The sequence below is a fragment of the Flavobacterium poyangense genome, from assembly GCF_011751075.1.
Classification (GTDB): domain Bacteria; phylum Bacteroidota; class Bacteroidia; order Flavobacteriales; family Flavobacteriaceae; genus Flavobacterium; species Flavobacterium poyangense.
Genome location: NZ_JAALLN010000002.1, coordinates 443,574 through 468,012 on the forward strand (window position 1 = coordinate 443,574; position 24,439 = coordinate 468,012).

22 protein-coding genes are annotated in these 24,439 nt (G+C 30.8%); 17 read left to right on the top strand and 5 right to left on the bottom strand.

The features are described from left to right. Positions 1–91: 91 nt before the first annotated feature. Together G3A47_RS06725 and rpiB are read left to right on the top strand one after the other, a co-directional pair. Positions 92–325 carry a putative signal transducing protein gene (locus G3A47_RS06725; RefSeq protein ID WP_047774592.1) on the top strand — a complete coding sequence of 78 codons (234 nt, stop codon included), beginning with the start codon at positions 92–94 and terminating at the stop codon, positions 323–325. Positions 326–1,360: 1,035 nt separating this feature from the next. Beyond that, the gene (gene rpiB / locus G3A47_RS06730) at positions 1,361–1,792 is read left to right on the top strand and encodes a ribose 5-phosphate isomerase B (RefSeq protein WP_166921414.1); all 432 of its coding nucleotides are present in this window, start codon (positions 1,361–1,363) and stop codon (positions 1,790–1,792) included. Between the two features lie 316 nt (positions 1,793–2,108). Here rpiB and G3A47_RS06735 read toward each other — a convergent pair whose 3' ends face one another. Next, entirely contained in the window at positions 2,109–2,378 is a 270-nt protein-coding gene (locus tag G3A47_RS06735; protein ID WP_166921415.1) for a DUF1294 domain-containing protein, read from the bottom strand. A 116-nt stretch (positions 2,379–2,494) separates the two neighbouring features. Here G3A47_RS06735 and G3A47_RS06740 point away from each other — a divergent pair, with 116 nt between their 5' ends. Continuing rightward, a complete protein-coding gene (locus tag G3A47_RS06740; protein ID WP_166921416.1) occupies positions 2,495–4,618 on the top strand; it encodes a Tex family protein in 2,124 nt (707 codons plus the stop codon). A gap of 112 nt (positions 4,619–4,730) precedes the next feature. On the opposite strand, the gene G3A47_RS06745 is transcribed toward G3A47_RS06740, so the two are convergent. Further along, positions 4,731–7,193, bottom strand: a complete 2,463-nt coding sequence (locus G3A47_RS06745; protein WP_166921417.1) for a T9SS type A sorting domain-containing protein — start codon at positions 7,191–7,193, stop codon at positions 4,731–4,733. A 132-nt stretch (positions 7,194–7,325) separates the two neighbouring features. Beyond that, on the bottom strand, positions 7,326–7,511 hold the full coding sequence (locus G3A47_RS06750; protein ID WP_166921418.1) for a Sec-independent protein translocase subunit TatA/TatB: 186 nt from the start codon (positions 7,509–7,511) through the stop codon (positions 7,326–7,328). Between the two features lie 209 nt (positions 7,512–7,720). Here G3A47_RS06750 and G3A47_RS06755 point away from each other — a divergent pair, with 209 nt between their 5' ends. From G3A47_RS06755 to G3A47_RS06820, 14 genes are all read left to right on the top strand, one after another. Then, entirely contained in the window at positions 7,721–8,221 is a 501-nt protein-coding gene (locus G3A47_RS06755; RefSeq protein WP_166921419.1) for a peptidase, read from the top strand. Between the two features lie 11 nt (positions 8,222–8,232). Beyond that, positions 8,233–9,717 (top strand): GH3 auxin-responsive promoter family protein, encoded by a 1,485-nt coding sequence (locus tag G3A47_RS06760; RefSeq protein WP_166921420.1) that lies wholly within the window; start codon positions 8,233–8,235, stop codon positions 9,715–9,717. Between the two features lie 40 nt (positions 9,718–9,757). Beyond that, positions 9,758–11,437 carry a DUF6909 family protein gene (locus G3A47_RS06765; RefSeq protein ID WP_166921421.1) on the top strand — a complete coding sequence of 560 codons (1,680 nt, stop codon included), beginning with the start codon at positions 9,758–9,760 and terminating at the stop codon, positions 11,435–11,437. 9 nt (positions 11,438–11,446) lie between these two features. Continuing rightward, on the top strand, positions 11,447–12,427 hold the full coding sequence (locus tag G3A47_RS06770) for a hypothetical protein (RefSeq protein ID WP_166921422.1): 981 nt from the start codon (positions 11,447–11,449) through the stop codon (positions 12,425–12,427). Positions 12,428–12,559: 132 nt separating this feature from the next. Further along, positions 12,560–13,096, top strand: a complete 537-nt coding sequence (locus G3A47_RS06775; RefSeq protein ID WP_166921423.1) for a hypothetical protein — start codon at positions 12,560–12,562, stop codon at positions 13,094–13,096. A gap of 65 nt (positions 13,097–13,161) precedes the next feature. Beyond that, positions 13,162–14,466 (top strand): flippase, encoded by a 1,305-nt coding sequence (locus tag G3A47_RS06780; RefSeq protein WP_166921424.1) that lies wholly within the window; start codon positions 13,162–13,164, stop codon positions 14,464–14,466. Then, the gene (locus G3A47_RS06785; RefSeq protein WP_166921425.1) at positions 14,453–15,541 is read left to right on the top strand and encodes a glycosyltransferase family 2 protein; all 1,089 of its coding nucleotides are present in this window, start codon (positions 14,453–14,455) and stop codon (positions 15,539–15,541) included. The genes G3A47_RS06780 and G3A47_RS06785 overlap by 14 nt, the downstream gene beginning before the upstream one ends. Positions 15,542–15,545: 4 nt before the next feature. Next, a complete protein-coding gene (locus G3A47_RS06790) occupies positions 15,546–16,913 on the top strand; it encodes an O-antigen ligase family protein (protein WP_166921426.1) in 1,368 nt (455 codons plus the stop codon). Beyond that, positions 16,906–17,697 (top strand): glycosyltransferase, encoded by a 792-nt coding sequence (locus tag G3A47_RS06795; RefSeq protein WP_166921427.1) that lies wholly within the window; start codon positions 16,906–16,908, stop codon positions 17,695–17,697. Before G3A47_RS06790 ends, G3A47_RS06795 begins: the two co-directional genes overlap by 8 nt. Continuing rightward, complete coding sequence (locus tag G3A47_RS06800) at positions 17,694–18,893, top strand: O-antigen ligase family protein (RefSeq protein ID WP_166921428.1); 1,200 nt, start codon at positions 17,694–17,696, stop codon at positions 18,891–18,893. The genes G3A47_RS06795 and G3A47_RS06800 overlap by 4 nt, the downstream gene beginning before the upstream one ends. Further along, positions 18,880–20,004, top strand: a complete 1,125-nt coding sequence (locus tag G3A47_RS06805) for a glycosyltransferase (RefSeq protein WP_166921429.1) — start codon at positions 18,880–18,882, stop codon at positions 20,002–20,004. Before G3A47_RS06800 ends, G3A47_RS06805 begins: the two co-directional genes overlap by 14 nt. A gap of 122 nt (positions 20,005–20,126) precedes the next feature. After that, positions 20,127–21,077 carry a hypothetical protein gene (locus tag G3A47_RS06810; protein WP_166921430.1) on the top strand — a complete coding sequence of 317 codons (951 nt, stop codon included), beginning with the start codon at positions 20,127–20,129 and terminating at the stop codon, positions 21,075–21,077. 152 nt (positions 21,078–21,229) lie between these two features. After that, positions 21,230–22,213 (top strand): UDP-glucuronic acid decarboxylase family protein, encoded by a 984-nt coding sequence (locus tag G3A47_RS06815; protein ID WP_166921431.1) that lies wholly within the window; start codon positions 21,230–21,232, stop codon positions 22,211–22,213. 237 nt (positions 22,214–22,450) lie between these two features. Beyond that, positions 22,451–23,218, top strand: coding sequence for a glycosyltransferase family 2 protein (locus G3A47_RS06820; protein ID WP_166921432.1), 768 nt, complete (start codon positions 22,451–22,453; stop codon positions 23,216–23,218). A 77-nt stretch (positions 23,219–23,295) separates the two neighbouring features. Here the strand turns inward: G3A47_RS06820 and G3A47_RS06825 are convergent, their stop codons facing one another. Further along, positions 23,296–23,823, bottom strand: a complete 528-nt coding sequence (locus G3A47_RS06825; protein ID WP_166921433.1) for an ORF6N domain-containing protein — start codon at positions 23,821–23,823, stop codon at positions 23,296–23,298. A 68-nt stretch (positions 23,824–23,891) separates the two neighbouring features. Continuing rightward, on the bottom strand, positions 23,892–24,413 hold the full coding sequence (locus G3A47_RS06830; RefSeq protein ID WP_166921434.1) for an ORF6N domain-containing protein: 522 nt from the start codon (positions 24,411–24,413) through the stop codon (positions 23,892–23,894). Positions 24,414–24,439: the final 26 nt, after the last annotated feature.

The following is a 24,439-nucleotide window of genomic DNA, read 5'->3' on the forward strand; positions in this document are numbered from 1 at the left end:
TTTAAAATTACGAATAAGATATCAGATAACAGATTTTAACAAATAGAATTATTAAAAATATAACTTTCGTATCTTTACAAAAAGACCTTTTATGGAAACCTTTAAAACGATTGCCATATTCAATTTCGAACACGAAACGGTAATTCTCAAACACTTATTAGAACAAGAAGGAATTCCTTATTTTTTTGAAAACGAAATCACTTTATCTGTGGTTCCCTTTTACTCTGCAGCGCTCGGTGGAATCAAACTCAAAGTTCATCCCAACGATTTCGAACAAGTTCAGGAAATTCTGGACAATCTCAACAATCCTTTGAAAATCGTCTGAACCAATCTACAGTTCAATTTCAATTTTTTTCTTTTTAAACTTTCAAAGTTGTCAACATATATTAAATACAACAAAAAAGAATTTTAAAAATTTTAAAAATTTTGGTTGTTATTATAGTGTGTTAATATGTGGAATAATTTTATTTTAAAAAGCATTGAAATGAAGTTTTGCTTACTTATCTGGAGTTATTAACATACTTATATTTTGTTAAAGGATTAATTTTTAAGACTTTTTGAATTTTAATTAACAACGGTTGACAACCTAAAATGAATTGATTTTGTAAATAACTTGATAAACTGATTTCTGTTGAAAATGATATTTTTGATATTGATAACTTTTCTAAAAATTCATGAAACTTTATTAGGTTATTTCATTCCGGTTTTGGATTAGGTATTTTTTTGACACAACCAAAAAAAACTTCTAATTTTCTATCTTTAGTTATTAACAAATAATGTTAATTTAAAGTTAACTGAATATCAATGAATTAGGTTTTGGTATTAACACTCTAAAATTTTAACAAAAAAAGTGTTTATTCTTAATTGATAATCAGCTTCTTATAGAGATATTAAAATTGTTAATAACGTTAACGATTTGATAATGGGAGAGTTATATTTTTACTTTCTTTTACCGAAATGTGTGTAAAGTTTTTTAAAAAGTTAATAAGCTGCAATATTTTAAAATTTAGTAGAGAAAGTATAAAGTTTGTGAGTGAATAAGTAGTTTTTTTGCCGCGAATTGCACGAATTTTTTCTTTTCATTGGTTTTGTATTAAGAATTAAAAGTTTGAAAATTAATCAAATACCTTGATAATGTTAATAAGTTTGAATTAATAGCTTACTATTTTATTGATGGAACTAAAACAAATCTCCGTTTGGAAAGTAGAGAGTGGTTTAGTTTTTAAAAAGAAAATTTTCAGCATGTAAAATTTTAATTAGTGGAAATTCGTGCAATTCGCGGCAAACATTTATTTTAAATAGTACTGTGGTACAGGATTCTTTGGCTAAATTTGCAGTACACAACTTAATAGTATTTAAAATGAAAATTTCAATAGGTAACGATCACGCAGGACCGGAGTATAAAAAAGCAATTGTTAACATGTTACAGGCAAAAGGGTATGAAGTAACAAATTACGGAACTGATTCTGAGGATTCTGTAGATTATCCTGATTTTGGGCATCCAGTCGCCAATGATGTATATGAAGGAAAAGCAGATTTCGGAATTGTAATCTGTGGAAGTGGTAACGGAATTGCAATGACTGTTAATAAACACCCGAAAGTGAGAGCCGGTTTATGCTGGACCAAAGAAATTGCTTATTTAACACGTTTACATAATGATGCTAATATTGTTAGCATTCCGGCACGTTTTACCTCTATTGCTCAGGCAGTAGAAATTGTTGAAACGTTTTTAACTACTTCATTTGAAGGAGGAAGACACCAGAATAGAGTGAATAAGATTGCTTGTCAGTAAGATGTAAAAAGTAAGATGTAAAAAAATATATCGATTAAACCCGACAGGTTTTAGAACCTGTCGGGTTTGTTATTTTTTGTAAATTCCGTCAATTGACTGACTGAATTAATGTAAATTCCGTCAATGGACTGACGGAATTAACGTTTTTTATTTGTTTCTGAGTGTATTTTTAATCAAAAGCATACCCAGAAGCTACTTTTGAGGTAATTAACAAAAGTAATTATTTAGATTTTATTGGTTAGTTGAGATATTATTTAATAGGTTAAAAATCAGGGTATTTAAAGCTGTTTTTTTGAGTTATGAACATTGTTAATAACTAGATTTTGTTCGTTATTTTTAGGAGAACGAATAGGATTTGAATTAAAATAATTATCAAAAATTTTACAATAAAAGAGGTTTTACTCGTTTTATGTCTAAATAATACCATCGCTAATAATAATCCGATTGAGCCACCAATTAAGGCCATTGTAAAAAGTGTATTTTCCGGAATTCTGCGTTTGTTTTTGACTGCCAGATATTTATCATAACCCGCGAAGAAAAAGGTGAGACTATTTACAATTAAAAAATATACTAATAAAACTTTCATGAGACTAAAATTAAAAACAAAGATATTATTTTAGCCAAGTGAATGATCAATTTGTGACCGTGGTTTTGGGTTATAGACGATTTCATTTTATAATTAAGAAATTATTTCATTAAAGTATGACTAATATTCAATTTATTGCCAAGTCTGTTCAAACAGCAGCGATTAACATTCAAAACACGGTAAAATTATTAGAGGAAGATTGTACGATTCCGTTTATATCGCGTTACCGAAAAGATACAACAGGAAATCTTGATGAAGTAGTGATTGAGCAGATTGCGAAGCTTCAGAAAGAGTATGATACACTTGTAAAACGTAAAGAGGCGGTTTTAAAATCTATTGAAGAACAGAAAGCGCTTACGCCTGAATTGAAACAAAAAATTGAGCAAAGTTTTGATTTACAGGAAATAGAAGATTTTTATCTGCCTTTTAAAAAGAAGAAAAAAACAAAAGCCGATGTGGCCCGTGAATTCGGCTTAGAGCCGTTGGCAAAAATTATAATGTCGCAAAATGATGTTGATGTTGATTTTATTTCGACGCAATATCTTAATGATAATGTTATTAATGAGGAAGCGGCGATGCAAGGGGCACGTGATATTATTGCAGAATGGATTAACGAAAATATTTATGTTCGTAAACAACTCAGAAGGTTATATCAGCGAAAAGCAACGATTGTAACAAAGGTTGTAAAAACGAAAAAAGATGATGAAAATGCGCAAAAATTCAGTCAGTATTTTGAATGGGATGAGTTATTAACAAAAGCACCTTCACATAGATTATTAGCAATGCTTCGTGCAGAAAACGAGGGTTTTGTAAAAATGAAAGTCGAAGTGGATCTTGATGAGGCTTATGATGTAATAGACGAAATCGTCATTAAAAAACAAAACAGCACTACGGCACATTTGCAATTAGCGATTGAAGATAGTTATAAACGTTTACTGAATCCTGCAATCGGAAATGAAACTTTGCAGGAAGCCAAAGCCAAAGCCGATGCTAATTCGATTCAGGTTTTTGCTAATAATTTAGGACAGTTGTTATTGGCACCGCCTTTGGGTGAAAAAAGAATTTTGGCCATAGATCCAGGGTTTAGAAGCGGTTGTAAAGTAGTATGTCTGGATGAAAAAGGGGATTTGTTGTACAATGAAACTATTTACCCACATGCTCCTCAGAATGAAGAAACTATGGCGATAAAAAAAATCCGTTCGATGGTAAATGCATATCAAATTGATGCAATATCCATCGGGAATGGAACGGCTTCAAGAGAAACAGAGTTTTTTATTAAAAAAATCGCGTTTGACAAACCGTTACAGGTTTTTATTGTTTCTGAGGCTGGTGCTTCAGTTTATTCGGCATCAAAAATTGCTCGTGAAGAATTCCCAAATTATGATGTTACCGTTCGTGGTTCTGTTTCTATCGGGCGACGTCTTTCAGATCCTTTGGCTGAATTGGTAAAAATTGATCCAAAAGCAATTGGAGTAGGACAATATCAACATGATGTTGACCAAACGAAGTTAAAAGAAGAATTAGATAATACGGTAATTCGTTGCGTGAACTCGGTGGGGATTAATATTAACACGGCGAGTAAACATTTATTGAGTTATGTGAGTGGAATAGGAGAGAAGTTGGCCGAAAATATCGTTCAGTATCGTTCTGAAAATGGGCCTTTTGAGGATCGAAAACAACTAAAAAAAGTGCCTCGCTTAGGCGAGAAAGCATATCAGCAGGGCGCAGCATTTATTAGAATTTCGAATGCAAAGAATCCGTTAGATAATTCTGCGGTGCATCCGGAAGCTTATCCGGTGGTAGAGAAAATGGCAAAAGATTTAAAACTATCGGTAAATGACTTAATTGCCAACAAAGAGAAAACAGCCTTAATTAAGGCCGAAAACTATATTACACCTGAAATAGGTTTACTAACACTAAAAGACATCATAAAAGAGCTTGAAAAGCCCGGATTAGACCCTAGAAAGTCAGCAAAGGTTTTTGAGTTTGATGCGAATGTAAAATCGATCAAAGATTTGAGAACCGGAATGATTCTACCGGGAATTGTGAATAACATTACCAATTTTGGTTGTTTTGTTGATATCGGAATCAAAGAAAGCGGACTAGTTCACATTTCACAATTAAAAGCGGGATTTGTAAGCGATGTAAACGAAGTGGTTAAACTACATCAGCATGTTGATGTTAAGGTTACTGAGGTTGATGAAGACAGGAAGAGAATTCAGTTGACAATGATACTTTAGAGAAAAATCCAATTTTTAAATTCCAAATTCCAAGTTTCAAACCAATGGAATTATATAAAAACTCCCAAACTACAACTGTAATTTGGGAGTTTTTGGTTTTTAATTGAAGTACTTATATTTTTATAAATTTTTGAGATATTTCACCATTTCCTGCTTTTATTTTTATCAAATATAAACCGGAAGTAAAAGAACTTACATCAATTGGTGCATTTACATTTTCTTTGGTGTAAAGTAATTTGCCCAGTATATTATAAATTTTTACAGAATAATTGGTTTCGTTTAAAGAGTTTATATTTAATACATTTTTTGTCGGGTTTGGCCACAAGGAGAATAAATTATTTTTCTGAGTGAATTCATCATTAGATAAAGAAAGTTCGGTTCCTTTTAGACGAACTAAATAGGCAGAACCGCTAATATCTTTATATTTAGTAAACTCACCTCCTACAAGCACCTGTCCATTAGGTTGTAATGCTACAGCTCTAATGTACCCATTAAATTCTTTAGTTCCAATTTGGAAAGAGTTATCTATAGTTCCATCAGAATTATAACGATTCAGACCTAATATTATTTTTCCATCTTTTTGCAGGATTGGGTTAGCATTGGAAACTTTACGATCAAGAGCGAAAGTAGGATCAATACTTCCGTCAGAATTTAAACGAATAAAAGATTTTACAGGTATTTCCTGATATTTAGTAAAACTACCTCCTATAAGTATTTTTCCGTCTGATTGAATAAGGACAGAATCTACAGTATTATCAAATCCAATTCCCACATTAAAAGAAGTGTCAGTACTTCCATCAGAATTTAAACGAATTAAATAATTTTGAGCGGCTCCAATTTTCGTTGTAAAATAACCGCCGACAACTATTTTTCCATCGTTTTGTACTGCTAATGCATAAATAATACCGGTTCCAAATTGTGATGGAAGAATAAAAGAAGTGTCAGTACTTCCATCAGAATTTAAGCGAATCAAACCTTTTTGTTGTGGTTGTTGATAAGGTATACTAAAATCTTTGGCAACCAAAATTTTCTGGTCAGGTTGTACTACTATTAAACTATTTCGCTGAATAACAGCACTTACTTTAAAAGAGCTATCCTGATATCCGCCACTTTCAAGTCGAATTAAATGATCCCTTCTACTTCCATCAAAATAAAGAAAATCTCCGGCTACCAGTATTTTCTGATTTGCTTGCATCGTTATGGAGCTAACAGCATGAGTAAAGCCGGTACCTATATCAAAAGTTTCGTCTTTGCTTCCATCAGAATTGAAACGGATTAGTTTGTTTTGTGAAGCTCCATTATAGGTAGTGAATTCACCACCGGCAAGTATTTTTCCGTCATTTTGTACGGCAATTGCATTTACGACGTGGCTAAAACCATTTGTTTCATTAAATAAAATGTCTTTGCTTCCATTAGGGTTTAATTGTACCAAACGATTTTGTATAAGATCCTGATAAGTAGTAAATACTCCTCCAATGAGCAATTGTCCGTCATTTTGTAAAGCTATTGTTTCAACAAGATCATTAAAACCGGTTCCAATTTTAAAAGTTTCGTCTTTTGTTCCGTTGGCATTAAAACGGACTAAACGATTTTGCGGGTCATTCTGTCTCCTAAACTCAGTAAAGCTTCCACCAACCACTATTTTTCCATCCGGTTGCGTAAGGATGCATTGAACATAGCTAAAAGAACCAATTCTGTTTTCAGTATTAAAAGTGGCATCTTTACTTCCATCTGTATTTAAACGAATGATATATTCATTAAGTTCTTTTTTATAGTATCTGAAATCACCGCCAACCAGTATTTTTCCATCCGGCTGAAGTACTACAGTATTTACAGAACCAAAAGATGCTGAAGGATCTTTTTCAAATCCGCTTCCAACATCAAAAGTGGTGTCTCTCGTTCCGTTTGGATTTAAACGAATTAACAGATTTTGAGATTCATCTGCAAAAGTTCTGAAACCGCCGCCTAAAATTATTTTTCCATCAGGTTGTACGACTATTGCTAAAATACTTCCACTTTGATAGGCTATTAAGGAAGGATCTTTTGTACCATCCGGATTTAAACGTATTAATCGATTTTGATAACTGTTCTGGTATTTTGAAAAATAACCACTCACAAGTATTTTACCATCAGGCTGCAAGGCGATAGCTTGAATGGAGTTATCAAATCCGGTACCTATATTAAAAGTTGCATCTTTACTTCCGTCGGAATTCAGACGAATAATTCTGTTTTGAACAGCACCATTATACGTTGTAAAACTTCCTCCAATTAGTATTTTACCATCAGGTAAAACAACAATTGCACTAACACTTCTATTAAATCCGGTACCGATATTAAAAGAAGTATCCTTACTTCCGTCTTTATTTAATCGAACCAGATAATTTTCAGGATTTCCAAGATAGGTAGTAAAGTTTCCGCCAACCAATATTTTCCCGTCAGCCTGAGTAACAATCTTACTAACGATGTGGTTAAATCCGGGATAGGGACCAAAAGTCTGTTCTACATCTGCAGGATTTTGTGCAGCTGTTATTAAGGATTGTAAAAATAAAATTAAAAAGAGTAAAGGTTTTTTCATATAATAGTTTTTATCAAATATATAGATTTACTTGTAAAAACTACATTTAAAAAAGGCAACGGATAGAAAAATGGGAAATAAAAAATCCCAAGACTACAGTGTAGCTTGGGATTTTTAATACGTTTAAAAAAACTATTTTTTTGTCTCTTCCTCTTCTTTTTTGGCAGCAGGAGCAGATTGATCGTCTTTGGCAGCGTTTTTAAATTCCTTAATTCCACTTCCTAAACCTTTCATTAATTCCGGAATTTTTTTACCTCCAAAAAGTAATATCACAATACCTACTATTACGAGGATTTCTGTAAGACCTAATCTTCCCATGATTGTATATTTAATGCCGAAGCAAATTTGTATCTAATTTTTGGCAAAGGTATATAGAATTAGCATACGGAAAATGATTTTGTTTGTAATTTTTTATCTTAACAGGCGTTAAATATTCCATAAAATAGTAATTTCAGCACATTCCCTTAATCTTGGCAGGTATCAGCAAGATGATTAATTCTTATATTTGCTCGCAATAAATAACAATAATGACCAGGAAGAAATTCAATTTCAGAAAAAAATTATTCATCAAAAACCGGTTAGTTATTTTGAATGAAGATACTTTTGAAGAGCAGTTTTCATTGAAACTGACCTTGATGAATGTTTTTGTTGTTTTTTCCTTAGGCGGTATTTTTTTGATTTTAATTACTACTTTCATCATTGCATTTACTCCTTTGCGCGAGTTTATTCCGGGATATTCTTCTTCTGAATTGAAGCGGAATGCTATGGAGTTAGCTATAAAGTCAGATTCTTTAGAGAGGGCTTTAAAGAAAAATGAAGCGTATTTAAAAGGGGTTCAGAAAGTTTTGAGAGGGGAGCTGGAGTATGCAAAATTTAATAAAGATTCCATTCTCGCAGAAACTGATGAAGCAGCCGAAGTTAATATGAAAGTTACAGAAGAAGAGCTTAAATTAAGAGAAGAAGTAAATAAAGCTGAGAAGGAGTCAAACGGAAAAACTGGGGATAAAAATAAAAAAGAGAAGAAATAATATCATAAAGGATGTCTATTAAATCTGTAGCGGCAAAATTATTTGCCAGAAAAATATACTATCAAACACTTGCCTGGGCCAATAAACCGGTCGAAACCCAGCAAGAGGTTTTTAAGCAATTAATTCGTACTGCTAAAGAGACTCAGTTTGGTGTAGATCATCATTTTGATAAAATAAAAACGGTTGATGATTTTAAGAAATGGGTTCCTGTTCGGGATTATGAAGACTTAAAAACTTATATTGATAAGGTTAGAGAGGGTGAAAAAGACATATTATGGAAAGGAAAGCCAATTTATTTTGCAAAAACTTCCGGAACAACATCCGGTGCGAAATATATTCCGCTGACCAAAGAATCATTGCCTTATCATATTGAAGCTTCCCGAAATGCCATTTTGCATTATATCTACGAGAGTGGAAAGGCTGATTTTGTTGACGGGAAAATGATTTTTCTGCAAGGAAGTCCTATTTTAACAGAGAAATACGGAATTAAATTTGGAAGACTCTCGGGAATTGTAGCACATTTTGTACCGAAGTATTTGCAAAAGAACCGCATGCCATCCTGGGAAACCAATTGTATTGAAGATTGGGATACAAAAGTAAATGCCATTGTTGAAGAAACAATCGAACAGGATATGACCATTATTTCGGGAATTCCGTCCTGGGTACAAATGTATTTTGAGCGTTTGCAGGAGAAGAGCGGTGGAAAGAAAATAGGGGAATTATTCAAAAATTTTAATTTGTTTATTTACGGAGGGGTTAATTACGAACCTTATCGGGCCAAATTCGAAAATATGATTGGCAGAAAAGTAGACAGTATTGAGTTGTTTCCGGCTTCTGAAGGTTTTTTTGCCTATCAGGACTCTCAAAAAGCAAAAGGAATGCTTTTGTTGTTGAATTCAGGAATTTTTTATGAGTTTATAAAAGCAGATGAATTTTTTACAGAAAATCCAAAAAGGCTTACCATTGGTGAAGTTGAATTGGGCGTAAATTATGCTTTAATTATATCAACAAATGCAGGACTTTGGGGCTATAATATTGGAGATACGGTTCAGTTTACTACCTTGTTCCCGCATCGTGTTATAGTTTCAGGCCGAATCAAACATTATATTTCTGCTTTTGGAGAACATGTTATTGCCAATGAAGTAGAAAATGCAATGAAAGAAGCCACAGTAGAGACTAAAATTGTAATTAACGAATTTACGGTTGCACCACAAATTACACCTTCAAGCGGATTGCCTTATCACGAATGGTTGGTAGAGTTTGAAACAGAGCCTGAAAACATGGAGGTTTTTGAAGAAAAGATTGATAATGCGATGCGTAAGCAAAATATTTATTACGATGATTTGATTGTCGGCAATGTTTTAAGAAAAGTGGTGGTAACTAAAGTGGCTAAAAACGGATTTCAGGACTATATGAAATCACAGGGAAAATTGGGCGGACAAAATAAAATTCCACGATTATCAAATAATAGGGATATAGCGGATAATTTAAAATAAAAATGCAACTTATTCTTTATAAGTTTGAAAATTAGAAAAAATGAAAGAGACAAAACATATTTCAAGATCCAGAGCGCAGGAATCATCAGCTGCGATAGAAAAAATGTACATTACAATGCGTCATTTGTTCAACCGTGGTTTTTATAAACCAATGGGAGTTTCAGGTGACAGTTTACGCGAATCCTTATTGGCATTACGTCCGGAAATTTATGGAAATATCGCCGAGGAGAAAGTAGAATTAAATGGACTTTTGTATGTGATAGAGCGCCTTCCAATTGGAATTGAGCAATGCCGATTTATTAATTTAACCTCAGACGAAGGGTATTCTAAGTCCCATTTTCAAGCAATTGTTCCTCCAAAAAGAAGAAGAAATTGTTATCGAATTGACGAGGAGCAAATGAATGTTGAAATCACGCGTGGACGTTCTGATATTTACGATATACTAACGCATTTGACGTTTATTTTTATTGAATCTCATAAAATAAAAAATAGAGTTTTACTGGATGATGGAGGTGAAGTTTCACGTGATTGGATGAAACTGGAGCAGGCTGTAATGCAGACCAAAAAATTAACTTTAATAGAAAAAGAAAAAGCGATCTCACATGTAGCGAATATTTTAGGCCGAACTTTTGAGGAAGTTTTGGATATTTACGATGCTTTTGGTTCAGATGAAGCTCCGGATCGTTTTCTGCATGTTATCTATTGGTTAGGAAAATTAGCGATCGAAGAAGTAATTGACAATAACAAACGAACCATTACATTCAGTCCGGTTTTAAGAGAGCGTTTAGGGCACCACATTCATGGAGAAATCTGGGCAACAAACATCAAGGAAGTTTTAAAAGCCAATAATCTTTTGAAGCGTCCAATTCATGTTATTAGTGCAAACATGCACAGTGTAATGAATTCTATTTTTGCCACTCCGTTGTTGAAAACAAAATTTAAAGACAAATCTGATTTCTTTATTTATGAAGAGTTAAGCAAATCGGGTGCTAAAGAAACAAGAAAAGTTGTTGAAGAGCTGGCTTTGAAAAACGGAATGATTTCATTACTGGATACGTCAGGAACCAATATTGATGTTCAGATTTTTGATACAGCTAAAATTGACTGGGCAAAAACAGCCTTTCCAAAAGCAAAACTGGAGGAAGAAAAACCGGTTATCATTGTAATGGATTATGCTTTTGGAGAACAGGCATATGAAACCATCGATGAACTTTTAAAACCATTTAAAAAAGATACTTTATTAGAAGTAAAATCGGTATCGATAATGGGTAAAGCCGGAATTTTAGAAGGAGGAAAAGGAGACATCATGATCCCGACAGCCCATATAAATGAAGGTACAGCCGATAATTATTTCTTTGAAAATGAGTTAACAGGAGCCATGTTTGAAGGAAATGATATTGCGGTTTTTGAGGGTGCTATGGTAACCGTTTTAGGAACATCATTACAGAACAGAGACTTGTTAAAGTTCTTCCACGAGTCGACTTGGGGCGTAATTGGTCTTGAAATGGAAGGCTCTTATTATCAAAAAGCCATACAATCGGCATCAAAAATCAGAAAGAGTGTACCGCATGATATCAAAGTAAGATATGCTTATTATGCTTCAGATAATCCGCTGGAAACCGGAAGCACATTGGCTTCAGGAGGTCTTGGTACCACCGGTGTAAAACCTACATATTTGATTACGATCAAGATTTTAGAGCAAATTTTCAACATAAAATAGAACTTATAAATGAGTACCAAAGTACCTCAAAGTCAGGAAGATCAGGAAATTGATTTAGTACAGATTTCTAAAAAGATTGGTAATTTTTTTGAATCAGTTCAAACTTCCATTTTTAATAGCATCCAGTTTTTTATCAGAAACTGGATTGTTGTTTTGTTATTAATTATTGTAGGTTTTGGTATAGGAATGTTGGTTGATAAAACTCAAAAAAGCTATGAGCATCAAATCATTGTTGCACCGAATTTCGGAAGTACAGATTACTTGTATTCTAAAATTAGTTTAATTAATTCTAAAATTAAAGAGAATGATACTCTATTCTTAAAAAATACTGTTGGAATTCTACAACCTAAAAATCTGAAAGCTATAGAAATTAAACCTATAGCAGATGTATATAATTTCATTAAAAATAAACCGGAAAATTTTGAATTAATTAAATTGATGGCTGAAGATGGTGATATTAATAAAGTTCTGGAAGAAAACATAACGAGTAAAAACTATACTTATCAGAGAATTATTTTATCAACAAAAGAAAGAACATCTGGAGAACAGTTAATAAAACCGCTTTTAGAATATTTTAATAAATCAGATTATTATAATAAAATACAGAAAGAAGTATATAAAAATGTTCAGCTAAAGATGGGACAGAATGACACTATCATTAAACAGATTGACGGTGTTTTAAGTAACTTTTCTAATGCAACTAGCGGGGTTCATAAAAATAATAAATTATTATATTATAATGAGAATACCCAGCTTAATGATATTATTAAAACGAAAGATGAGTTAATAGCTGAACAAGGAAATCATAGAGTAGAATTAATTAATTTTGATAAAATTATTAAAGAAAGTAGCGTTACAATAAATGTAGAATCCGTTAAATTTATTAAAGGGGATTTAAAACTATTGTTACCAGTATTATTTATTTTTCTGTTTATATTCTTCAGATTTTTTATCTCTTTTTATAGAAAGCAAAAGTTGAAAAGTGCTTAATTTATTTTGATGGAAATGAGATTTTTAATAGAGAAAGGTATGTTTGTTATTTAAAGTTTAACAAATATCAATTAGATAGATGTTTTTAGAGTTAAATACTAAAAAAAATATATTTTTGCCCAAAAAGTACAAATGAAAACAAAATCAATTCTTTTAAGTTTATTAATGATAGTTTCTTTAATTTCCTGTAAAAATGCAGAGAAAGAGAAACCAGTTGAAGAGGTAAAAGCAAATACATTTGATGTAATTGTAGATCTAGACATCAAAAAAGATGACGAACTAATACTTTTCTATAAAGATCCTTCGATTTCTTATTTTGATGAGAAAAATACGGTTTATTATGGAATAAAAGGAAAAGAGGAGTCACAGACAGTAGTATTTAGTATTCCTGAAGGAATTTTGCCAAATGATATTCGTATCGATATTAGTTCAAAAAAGGATCAGGAACCAATTAAAATAAACTCCATAACATTAAGTTTCGAAGGTAGAAGTTTTAAAATAGATCAAAAAGATTTATTAAAATATTTTACTCCTAATGAGTATATAAAATTTGACGAAGCTACAGGGATTGCAACATTTATTAATAATGGGGAAAAGTATGATCCGTTTTTTTTAGTAAAAGCATCAATTTATCCTGAATTAGAAAAGGTTAGAGGGGTAAAAATGTAAGTTCTATATATAATTTCTAAGGCTATACAATTTTTTGTATAGCCTTTTTTAAAAAAATCTAAATTTTGAAATTAAAACTTTCTGATATATTTCTACAATATAAAAAACACAAAGTTTTAGCTTTAAATTTTGCTTACCTTTCTGTATTACAAGGTTTAAATTTAATTTTACCGCTAGTTACAATTCCTTATTTAATGCATGTTCTGAAAGTTGAATATTTCGGATTATTGTCTTTTTCATTTGCTTTTATAACGTATTTTCAAATTGTTACAGATTATGGATTTAATGCCACAGGAACCAGAGATATTTCGTTGGTAATTAATAATCCTGAAAAACAAAGTGAAATTTTTAACCAAATCATGTCAGCAAAATTATTTCTGCTACTATTGAGTTTTGTTATAATGATGGGAATTGTTTTTACATTTGAAGTTTTTAGAATGTATTGGATAATTTATGTGTTTTCATTTGGTTCAGTTCTTGGGCAGGCAATTTTTCCGGGTTGGTATTTTCAGGGAATTCAAAAAATGAAATACATTACTTATTTGAGTCTCATATCAAAAGTTATCTTTACTATCGCCCTTTTTATTTTTGTAAAAGAAAAATCAGATTATTATCTTGTTCCTGTTTTTAATGCATTAGGGGTTATTTTCGCAGGGATTTTTTCTTTGTTTTATATTCGAAAAGATTTTGATATTAAATTTAAGATACAATCTTTTAAATCTATAAAAGAACAACTCAATAGAGGGAAATATGTTTTTTTATCAGAGTTAAAAATCTCTTTATTTACAAATACGAATACCTTAATTTTAGGTATTATTGCAGGAAATCAGGCAGTTGGTTTTTTTTCAGCATCTGAAAAATTGATTCGTGCAATAGGTAATTTACAAACGCCTGTTTCTAATGCTATTTTTCCCTATTTTTCTTTGCAAATGGCTCAAAGTAAATTACAAGCGATCAAGAAAATTAATAAGTTAGCACTAATCGGAGGAATAGTTTTTTTGATGATCTTCTTTTTTTGCTTCTTTTTTTCTAAAGAAATTATACTATTTATTTATGGTAGGGATATGTATTCTAGTGTTATTTTATTTAAAATATTGCTTATTATTCCACTAGCCTCTTTTTTGGACACAATGTTTGGAAAACAAATTTTATTAAACTTAGGGAAAGATAATTTATACTTTCTCATAATTATGTGGGCAGCGATTTTAAATATTAGTATCAATTTAATAATGACCTATTTTTATAAAGAATTGGGAACTGCTATTTCTCTTACTATTACTCAGATTTTTATTGTTTTAGGAATGTGGTTTTATGCAAATAAGGAAACAAAAAAAATTATATTAGAAGAAAAAAGGTATGGCACAAATTAAAGTTAGCGTCATTATTCCTGTTTATAATGCAGAAGTTTTTTTGGTAGATTGTGTTAAATCAATGATGAATCAAACATTAAAAGAATGTGAATTTATTTTTATCAATGATGGTTCATCAGACAATAGTCGTCAGATCATAGAAGATTTTCAAAAGGATGATAAAAGAATAAAAATTATTAATCAGGATAACGCCGGGAGAAGTGCTGCAAGAAATGCGGGGATTGCGAATGCTACTGGAAAGTATATAGGTTTTGTCGATTCAGATGATTTTGTATCCCAAGATATGTTTGAAGAGTTGTATAAGAAGGCATCTGAATTTGATACAGATATAGTTGTTTCGAGTTATTTTTTAGGAAGAGACAATAAATATATTTTTAAAGACGCAGTATTTCCGGTCAACATAATATATGATCAAAGGTTTATTCAAAATAATATTATTTCAAATCTATTAGAAAGAGAAGACCTGTTTGCAGTCTGGAATAAAATTTATAAAAAAGAGCTTATTACCGCTCATAATATTATTTTTCCGAATGAATATGAAGAAGATCAGATGTTTAATTTAAATATATTTAATACGGCATCTAATGTACTTTTTGTAGATTATTCCGGTTATTTTTATAGAGAAGTTTTTGATGGGGTATCTAAGAATATTTTTAAAATAGACTATTTTGAGATAGCCAGACAAAAATTTCATTTTGATTATAAAACAAGATTTAATTTAATTATTGATGATAAAGAGTTTGAAAAACTAAAGGCAATTCGTTTTATTCAGAAAGTTTTTTATTTGGTATTTAAATATGGTACGGTAAAAATTTCATTTGCTTATAAAATTAAGAAAATAAAATCTATGACTTTTGATTCGGAAGTTTGTATGTTAGCAATGAAATACGGTGATGACATTTTAAAAGGGCAAGGTACGTTTGAAGTACTAGTATTGAAAATTATAAAAAGCAAATCTTTAATAGGTTTGTATTTGCTAATTTTTGTAATTAAATTAGCCTACTATCCAAAAGTTTCAGAAATTCTTCGAAATTTAAATAATCTTAAAATAAAAAAAACGAGAAATTTTGCTTAGGAAATTGTATACATTATTGTTTTTTTTAGGTCTTTTCTTCTTTCCTTTTAATGAATATGAAGGAATTCCGTTGTTAGGTGAATTTAAAAGTGAATCTGGTTTTATTTTTTTATTTGCTGCGTTTGCGACTTTAATTGTGGACACATTCAATTCTAAAAAAATTGTAATACCATATAATAATATACTTTTTCAGTTTGTAATATTGTTTTTAGTTTGGTGTATAATCACAACGCTTTTAAATGCAAATACAGTAGTGTCTAATTATTTTAAACACACCAGTGGGATAAATAGGTTTGTCAGGCAGTATTTTTCGTTGATAATATCGAGTTTGTTTTTCTTTATGTTATATATTAATGTTTTAGTAAAAATGGAATTGAAGGAAATACTGTTTAGAATAAGAAAGGTATTTTTGTATTCTTTAATTATAGCATCTGTATATGGCTTATTCGAAACATTAATTTCTATTTTTGGCTTCGGATTTTTATATCCGGTTTTAAGTTTATTTGATTATTTTCCTTTTTTAGAAGTAAGTATTCAAACAGGAAGAATTTCATCTATTGCATATGAACCACCATTTTTAGCTATTTATTTGATTAGTACTGCCGGTTGGATGTTTAGTTACATTTTGACAAGTAATAGAAGTATCAAATTTTTGCCAGCAATTACAGTACTGGTTTTAACGTATTTTTCAGGTTCAAGAACGGGACTTATAGTTGTTTTCTTTCAGGCATTTATTTTTTCAATTTTTCTATACCGTGATAATCGATTTAAAATTTATATAAAAAGATTTTTCTTCGGGTTTAGTATTGTATTTTCTATTTTATTGGCTTTAAATGGAGAAAAAGTAATTAAGTCGATCACAACAAAGTTAGATTCGTTGGATTTTAGAAATAATTTGACGAAAAGTGTTTCCAACCAATCGAGATTTGGAATGCAGTATGCTGCAATAGAGGTTTTTAAAGAAAACCCAATTATTGGGGTGGGATTTGGTCAACAAGCATATCATAACAGAAAACATTATCCAGGTTGGGCTACCAGAGGAAATTATGAATTTAAGCTTTTCTACAAAAATAAAAAAGATAAAACATTCCCTCCAGGATATAACTTGTACACTAGATTATTAGCAGAAACTGGACTTGTTGGATTCATCTTATTTATTACACTTCTTTATTTTTCTTTAAAGGAGACTTTAAGCATAATGAGAAAGACTCAAGACGAAGGGAAAATACTTGCAATTATTGTTTTAGTTACTTTAATCGGATTGTATATAAATTGGTTTCAGATTGATACTTTTAGAATGTATGTGGCTTGGTTAAGTCTTGCTATTTTAATTCAATTAAGATATAAACTAAAAGTAGTAAAAAATGAATAGTGTAGTGCTTTTGATACCTTATTATAATAATAATGAAGGATTGCTGAAATCATTAAAATCTATTGATAAGGATGAAGAACTTGATGTGTTAATTGTCGATGATGGAAGTATAAATAAATTTAATGAAGATGATGTTCGTACTAATTTTAATGCAAAAGGGAGCATAACATTTGAGTATCTGAAAAGTAATAAAGGAATTGAAACAGCATTAAATACAGGATTAAAAATTATAATTCAGAAGGGATATAAATATATTGCCAGACTAGATTGCGGGGATGTTTGCCTTGGAAAAAGATTTGGCACTCAGGAGAAATTTTTGAAGGAGCATGAGGATATAAAAATTGTTGGATCAAATGTATTAGCAGTTGATGAGAACGATGTTTTTCTATATTCAATTAGGTTACCATTAAAGGACCAGGATATAAAAAATAAAATGTTTTTTAATTCAATGCTGATTCATCCTGCGATCCTGTTTTCTGTTGAAATTTTAAAAAAAGTCGGGTTTTATCCATTAAACTATAAATCTGCAGAAGACTATGCTTTTTTCTTTATGATTTCAAAGACTTTTAAAATGGCTAATATTGAAGAGTATTTAACGCAAATAGAAATAAATGGAAATGGAATTTCATTAAAGAGGAGAAGGCAGCAAGTTAAAAGCAGAATAGTAATTATAAAAGAAAATTTTTATTTCGGTTTTTATCCAATTTATGGACTTATTAGAAATTATATGCTCTTGTATCTTCCTTACTATTTTATTTTGTTTATAAAGAAAATGAAAAGATGAAAAACTTAATTAAGCAGAATATTTTTGAGTATCTCTCTTATATAATGATTTTGACGCTTTTTTTCTCAAAAGCGGTGCCTAATATTATTTTGATTCTTTTATCGGTTTCGTTTTTTACGAATTTTAATTTGAAGGAGTATAAAATTACTATATCTTCAGGGATTATCTTATTTGGGTTATTGGCATTACTTTTTTTTAAATCGCTTATTTATGGTGCGATAGGATATGACTTGAAAGTGTATAAAGGTATTTTTTTGTCATTTTGGCTATCACTTTTATTACAAAAAATCAGGAATATTAAAAGCTTTAAGCTATTTGTTCTTTTGGGCATAAATGCATGTATTTTAAGTTCTCTTTTTTTAATTGGATTATTTTTTTATAAAAATCATACTTTGCCATTTGCTAATACAGATGAGGTTAATAAGCTATTAATTTTAGAGCGTCCGTATATGGGCTTTGTTTCAGTATTAGGCTTTTTATTATCGATAGAAAAGGCTTTTTTCTTAGTTAAACACCGTTGTTTATATATAATAAACTCAATTATATTGATTTTGTTTATTATTTTAATATCTGCCAGAATTTCCATTATTACGATATTTTGTATTTCAGGAGTTTATTTTCTTTTTTACTATAAAGTGAAATGGTATAAAAAAGTTTTATTTAGTACAGCTATTATCCTTTTGTTTGGTTTGATTATTTATATGAATAAGAACATTTCAGAGAGATTTTTTGTAAAGAGTAGTATTGAAGAATCGATACAAGTTGCTTCAGATTATGAACCTAGAATTGTGATTTGGAATTGTGCGAGTGATATGTCTGAAAAAAAGGATTTTAATCTTATAACGGGATTTAAAGGTTATGAAATAATTGACAATAATTTTTTAGAATGTTATGCCCGTACAATAGAAAATCAGTCAAAAAAAGAGTATTTCTTATCAGAAAAATTTAATTCACATAATCAATTTATAGATTTTTATTTAATTGGAGGTATCTTAGGACTGGGACTATTTATAAGTTTTTTTATAAAATTGTTTTACGAAGTAAAAAGGGATTTTTTTTCATTAGCAATTGCTATTTCGTTTATGTTATTTTTTTTGGTAGAAAATATTTTTTATAGACAGTTTGGATGTTATTTGTTTGGGATATTTATTTTAATTTTAATTCCCGCAAAAAAAGGAAGTAATGAAAAAAATTAAAGTTGCACATATTCTTCATTCAGTAGGAGGTGTAGATGTTTCGTTACGGCAAATAATACAAAATCTGGATGCGTCAGCTTTCGAATGTTTTGTGATTCATGGAGACAAAGAAACAAATGAAGAATTTAGAGATAAAAGTAAAAAAAGGGTTGTTGATTATAAAATTCCGATCTATAGACCAATATCAATAAAGAATGATTTTCTCGCAATTATAAAAGCGCTGAAGATAGTTCGAAAAGAAAGCCCCGATATTATACATTCTCATAGTACAAAAGGAGGGGTTATAGGGCGAGTTGTTGGATTTTTAACAGGGATAAAAGTACTTCATACGCCTCAGGCATTTTCTTACTTAAGTACAAATAACAAGATAAAAAAAGCTTTTTTTTTAATTGTTGAAAAGATACTTTCAAAAGGGAATACGATTTTACTAGCATCTTCTGAATCCGAATTAAACAGAGCTATTGAAGAAGTTGGTTTTTCTGAAACAAAAACATTGCTTTTCAGTAATGCGATTGAACCAATCGAAAATATTTTAGAGCTTTCGATACCAAGAACATGGCCAGAGGATTATTTTTGTACAGTTGGGAGGCCATGTTATCAAAAAAATATAGAAGAACTAATACGTGTTTTGCATGAAGTAAATAAAACACTACAGATGCATCTTGTGTTAGTGGGGGTTGGATATCATGCAGATCAGTTAGAAGAAGTTCAAAAATTAGTTTCAAAACTGGATTTAATAAACAATGTGACGCTCTTAAATTGGACTTCTCGTGAAGATGTTTTAAATATAGTTAGTCAATCTAAGTTATATTTATCTACTGCGAGGTATGAAGGGTTGCCTTACGCTATTATTGAAAGCTTAGCGTTATCGATACCTTGTGTGGTTTCTAATTGTGATGGAAACAGGGATTTGATTAAAAACGATTTTAACGGATATGTGGTTGAGGATGATGATACAGTTGTTTTCGCCCAAAGGATTATTAAACTTTTAAATGATGAAAATACATATATTGAATTTTCAAAAAATGCTAAAATAAGATTTGAGATGAATCATAATATTTTGAAAGAAATACATGATTTAGAATTTATTTATAGAGAACAAATAAAATAAACGCCTCGAATATAGTAGTTCTTTAAATAACAGTAAAGAAGTTGGACTTATGAAATGCGTTTGATGATTTTTTTGTTAGATTTGTTGGAATTAAGATAAAATAACACGTAAAATCTTAAATTATGAAACAATTATTTGTTGCTGTAACTCTATTAGTTGCTGCAATTTCTTTTGGTCAAAATATATTTCCAACTACAGGTAACGCAGGTATCGGGACTAATACACCAACAGAAAAATTAGAGGTAAAAGGTAATATAAAAATAAGTTCAAATAATAAAATATATTGGGATTGGGATGGATCTTATATCTCAAGGCAACAAGTAGGAACGGGGCAAGTTTTAAAATTTGTCAATTCAAATAGTGTTGATACTTCAAATCCATTAGGGGGATTTGATTTTGCAAATAATCAAGGACTTTCAACGCTTAGACTCACTGATTTTAGACTAGGTGTAAATATGCTTAGTGATATTGTTAAGCCATTATCAATATTGCATTTGCGTTCAGGGAATGATAATTTTGACAATGGGATATTGTTACATAATTCAGCATTGTGGGCCAAAAGGTTTAGTATAACCAATACCTCATTTGGGTCTTTTCCAATTTTTAGTATTAATGACGTAACAACAACATCGGCTGATATTTATAATACAAAACAAATATCCTCGAAAAGTGATCTAATGCAAGTGGCTCGTTTAGCAATTGTTGCTAACGGTAATGTCGGCATAGGTTCAATTAATCCGGATGAAAAATTAACAGTAAAAGGCAAGATTCATGCAGAAGAAGTTAGGGTTGATTTATCAGTTCCTGCAGATTATGTTTTTCAGAAATACTATACCGGTAAATCTGAATTGAAATCTGATTATGTGATGCCAACATTAGCCGAGGTAGAAAAATATACTAAAGAGAATAATCATTTACCAAATGTACCTTCAGCGCAGGAAATCAAAGATAAAGGATTGCAATTGGGAGAAATGAGTAATGTCTTGCTGCAAAAGATAGAAGAATTAACACTTTATGTTATTGAGCAAAATAAAAAGATAGAAGTATTAGAAGCAAAGTTAAAAGTAAAATAACTAGTTGTTTTTTTTTACATTAGATGAGACCATCATAATTAAAACTCTGGTAAAATTTAAAAAACTGTCTAAAATTAATTTAGACAGTTTTTTTTTAGAATAGTTTCTATATTTTTCAAATAAGTTACATTTGCCAAGTATAAATAATTACTATGAAAAGAATACTTATCACCGGGGCAGCAGGATTTTTAGGATCGCATTTGTGCGACAGATTCATCAAAGAAGGCTATTATGTTATTGGAATGGATAATCTGATTACGGGAGATCTTAAAAATATTGAGCATTTATTCAAATTAGAACAGTTCGAATTTTACCATCACGATATTACCAAATTTGTTCATATTCCGGGTGATTTAGATTATATACTGCATTTTGCCTCGCCGGCAAGTCCGATTGATTATTTAAAAATTCCGATTCAGACCTTAAAAGTGGGTTCTTTGGGAACACATAATTTGTTAGGTTTGGCACGTGTAAAAAAAGCCAGAATTCTGATTGCATCCACTTCAGAAGTGTATGGAGATCCATTGGTGCACCCACAAACAGAAGAATATTACGGAAACGTAAATACAATTGGTCCGCGTGGTGTTTATGACGAAGCCAAGCGTTTTCAGGAATCGATTACTATGGCTTATCATACTTTTCATGGTGTAGAGACCAGAATCGTACGTATCTTTAATACTTATGGACCAAGAATGCGCCTCAATGACGGTCGTGTAATTCCTGCGTTTATCGGACAGGCACTTCGCGGTGAAGATTTGACGATTTTTGGCGATGGAATGCAAACACGTTCGTTTTGTTATGTCGATGATCAGGTAGAAGGTATTTTCAGATTATTGCATTCGGATTATGTGTATCCTGTAAATATTGGAAACCCGGATGAAATCACAATTAAAGATTTTGCAGAAGAAATCATTAAATTAACAGGAACCAATCAAAAGGTAGTATACCACCCGTTACCGATAAATGATCCGTTACAACGCCAGCCAGACACTACAAAAGCGAAAGAACTGTTGGGTTGGGAAGCGAAGGTAAACCGTTCGGAAGGTATGAAAATTACGTATGATTATTTCAGATCCCTTTCTAAGGAAGAACTTTCAAAAGAAGAACACAAAGATTTCTCCAGTTATATAAAATAATAATTTCCATATAGCCCGAGTTTTTTAATTGAACCTATATTCTGAAATAGAAAAGGTTTTAAGGGATAAAGTTATAAAGGCACTAAGATTCTGAGTTTCTAAGGTTTCGGATTGCTAAATTATTACAAATCTGCATGTTTAGTAATAAAATTTAGAATCTTAGCGACTTAGTATCTTAGGAGCTTACCTCTATTATTTTTTAAACTAAAAATAAATTCCGAAAGTAGTCATCGTCAAATGAGTGAATTAGTATCTGTTATAATACCTACTTATAATACTGAAAAGTTCATCAGAGCAACTTTAGAATCAGTTCAGAATCAAAGTTACTCAAACTGGGAGGCAATTTTGGTTGATGATGCTTCAACAGATCAAACTGTTGTTATTATTGAGGAATTTGCTCAAAAAGACAGTAGAATAAAGCTGTTTAAATTAACCGAAAATTCAGGGAATGGTTTTGCAAGAAATACGGCCTTAGAAAAAGCTACAGGAAAGTACATTGCCTATCTTGATGCCGATGATCTATGGTTTCCGGAGAAGCTGGAAAAACAAATTCGATTTTTAAAAGCAAACAATTTGCCTTTTACATTTTCATTTTATGATTGTATAGACGAAGACAGTAATGATTTAAACAGAAGAGTAGAAGCCCCATTAAATCTGAGTTACAATCAATTGTTTTTTTGCAACTATGTGGGCAATTTAACCGCAATCTATGATGTTGATTATTTTGGAAAAATCAGTCTGTCAAATTCTCAAAAAAGGCAAGACTGGCGATTGTGGCTTACAATTTTAAAACAAATCAAAACAACCAAACCGGTTCCGGAATCGTTGGCTTTTTACAGAATCAGAAAAGATTCTATTTCGTCTTCAAAATTTAGATTAATCAAACACAATTTTGGTGTTTACAGAGAATTTCATGGTTATAATCTTGTATTTTCCGTTATACTAATGATTCGGTTTTTGTTTACACAATTGGTTATAAAACCACATTATATAAAGAATAAATAAGATGGTATTGGAGGTCACAAATTGTGACCTCCAATCTGAATAATTCTTTAAGGTCGCAATTTACGACCTTAAAGAATTTATTTTTTATAGCCAATTGTTACTCTTTCACTATCTGTTTCTTTTTTCTCTGTTAGTTCATCCAGATAAGAAAAGACCAATTCTATGTTTTTATCATGATTTTCTAACTTCTTCTGAATCTGAAGAATATCGATTTTTATTTCAGTTGTGTCTAAGAGCATTTGTCTCACTTTCGTGAAAATATGCATGATTTGGATATTGGTTTGTATTGCTTTATCGCTTTTTAGAACGCTTGATAACATTAGGATGCCATGTTCAGTAAATGCCATTGGTACATGTCTTAGTCCCATCTTATCAGAATTGGAGGTCGCAATTTGCGACCTCCAATTCTCAAATTCTGTTTTTGTAAACTCAAACATAAAGTCTTCTGGGAAGCGCTCCATATTTCTTTTAACCTGCTCTTTTAATCTTTTAGTTTCAACACCATACAATATTGCCAAATCGCGATCAAGCATCACTTTTTGACCACGAATAAAGTATATTTTGTTAGAAATGGTTTCTTCCGAAAGTAAAGGTAAATCAGACATAAATAGTAATTTACTGAATAATAAAATTTTGTTTCTATTGTATGCAATTTAAATCGTCTTGGCAATTATCACTTTTTATATCCAATTTTCACTCTTTCCTCTTTTTTATCATTTAGCTCATCCAGATAGCAGAATACTAATTCAATATTTTTATCGTGATTTTCCAATTTTTTTTGAATTTGGAGAATATCAACTTTAATTTCTGTTGTATCCCATAGCATTTGTTTAACTTTCGTGAAAATACGCATGATTTGGATATTAGTCTGAATTGCTTTATCACTTTTTAACACACTCGACAGCATCATGACACCATGTTCAGTAAAAGCATAAGGGAGGTATTTTAAATTCGATCCGCGACCGCTTTTCAAGGTCACAATTTGTGACCTTGAAAAATCATATTCAGGTTTAGTAAGTTCAAACATAAAATCTTCAGGAAACCGCGATCGATTTCTTTTGACAGCTTGTTTTAATACTTTAGTTTCGACTCCGTAAAGTAGTGCCAGATCACTGTCAAGCATCACTTTTTGACCACGGATAAAGTATATTTTGTTAGAAATGGTTTCTTCCGAAAGTAAAGAGAGATCGTCCATAAGTTTTTAATTGAAAAACAAATGTA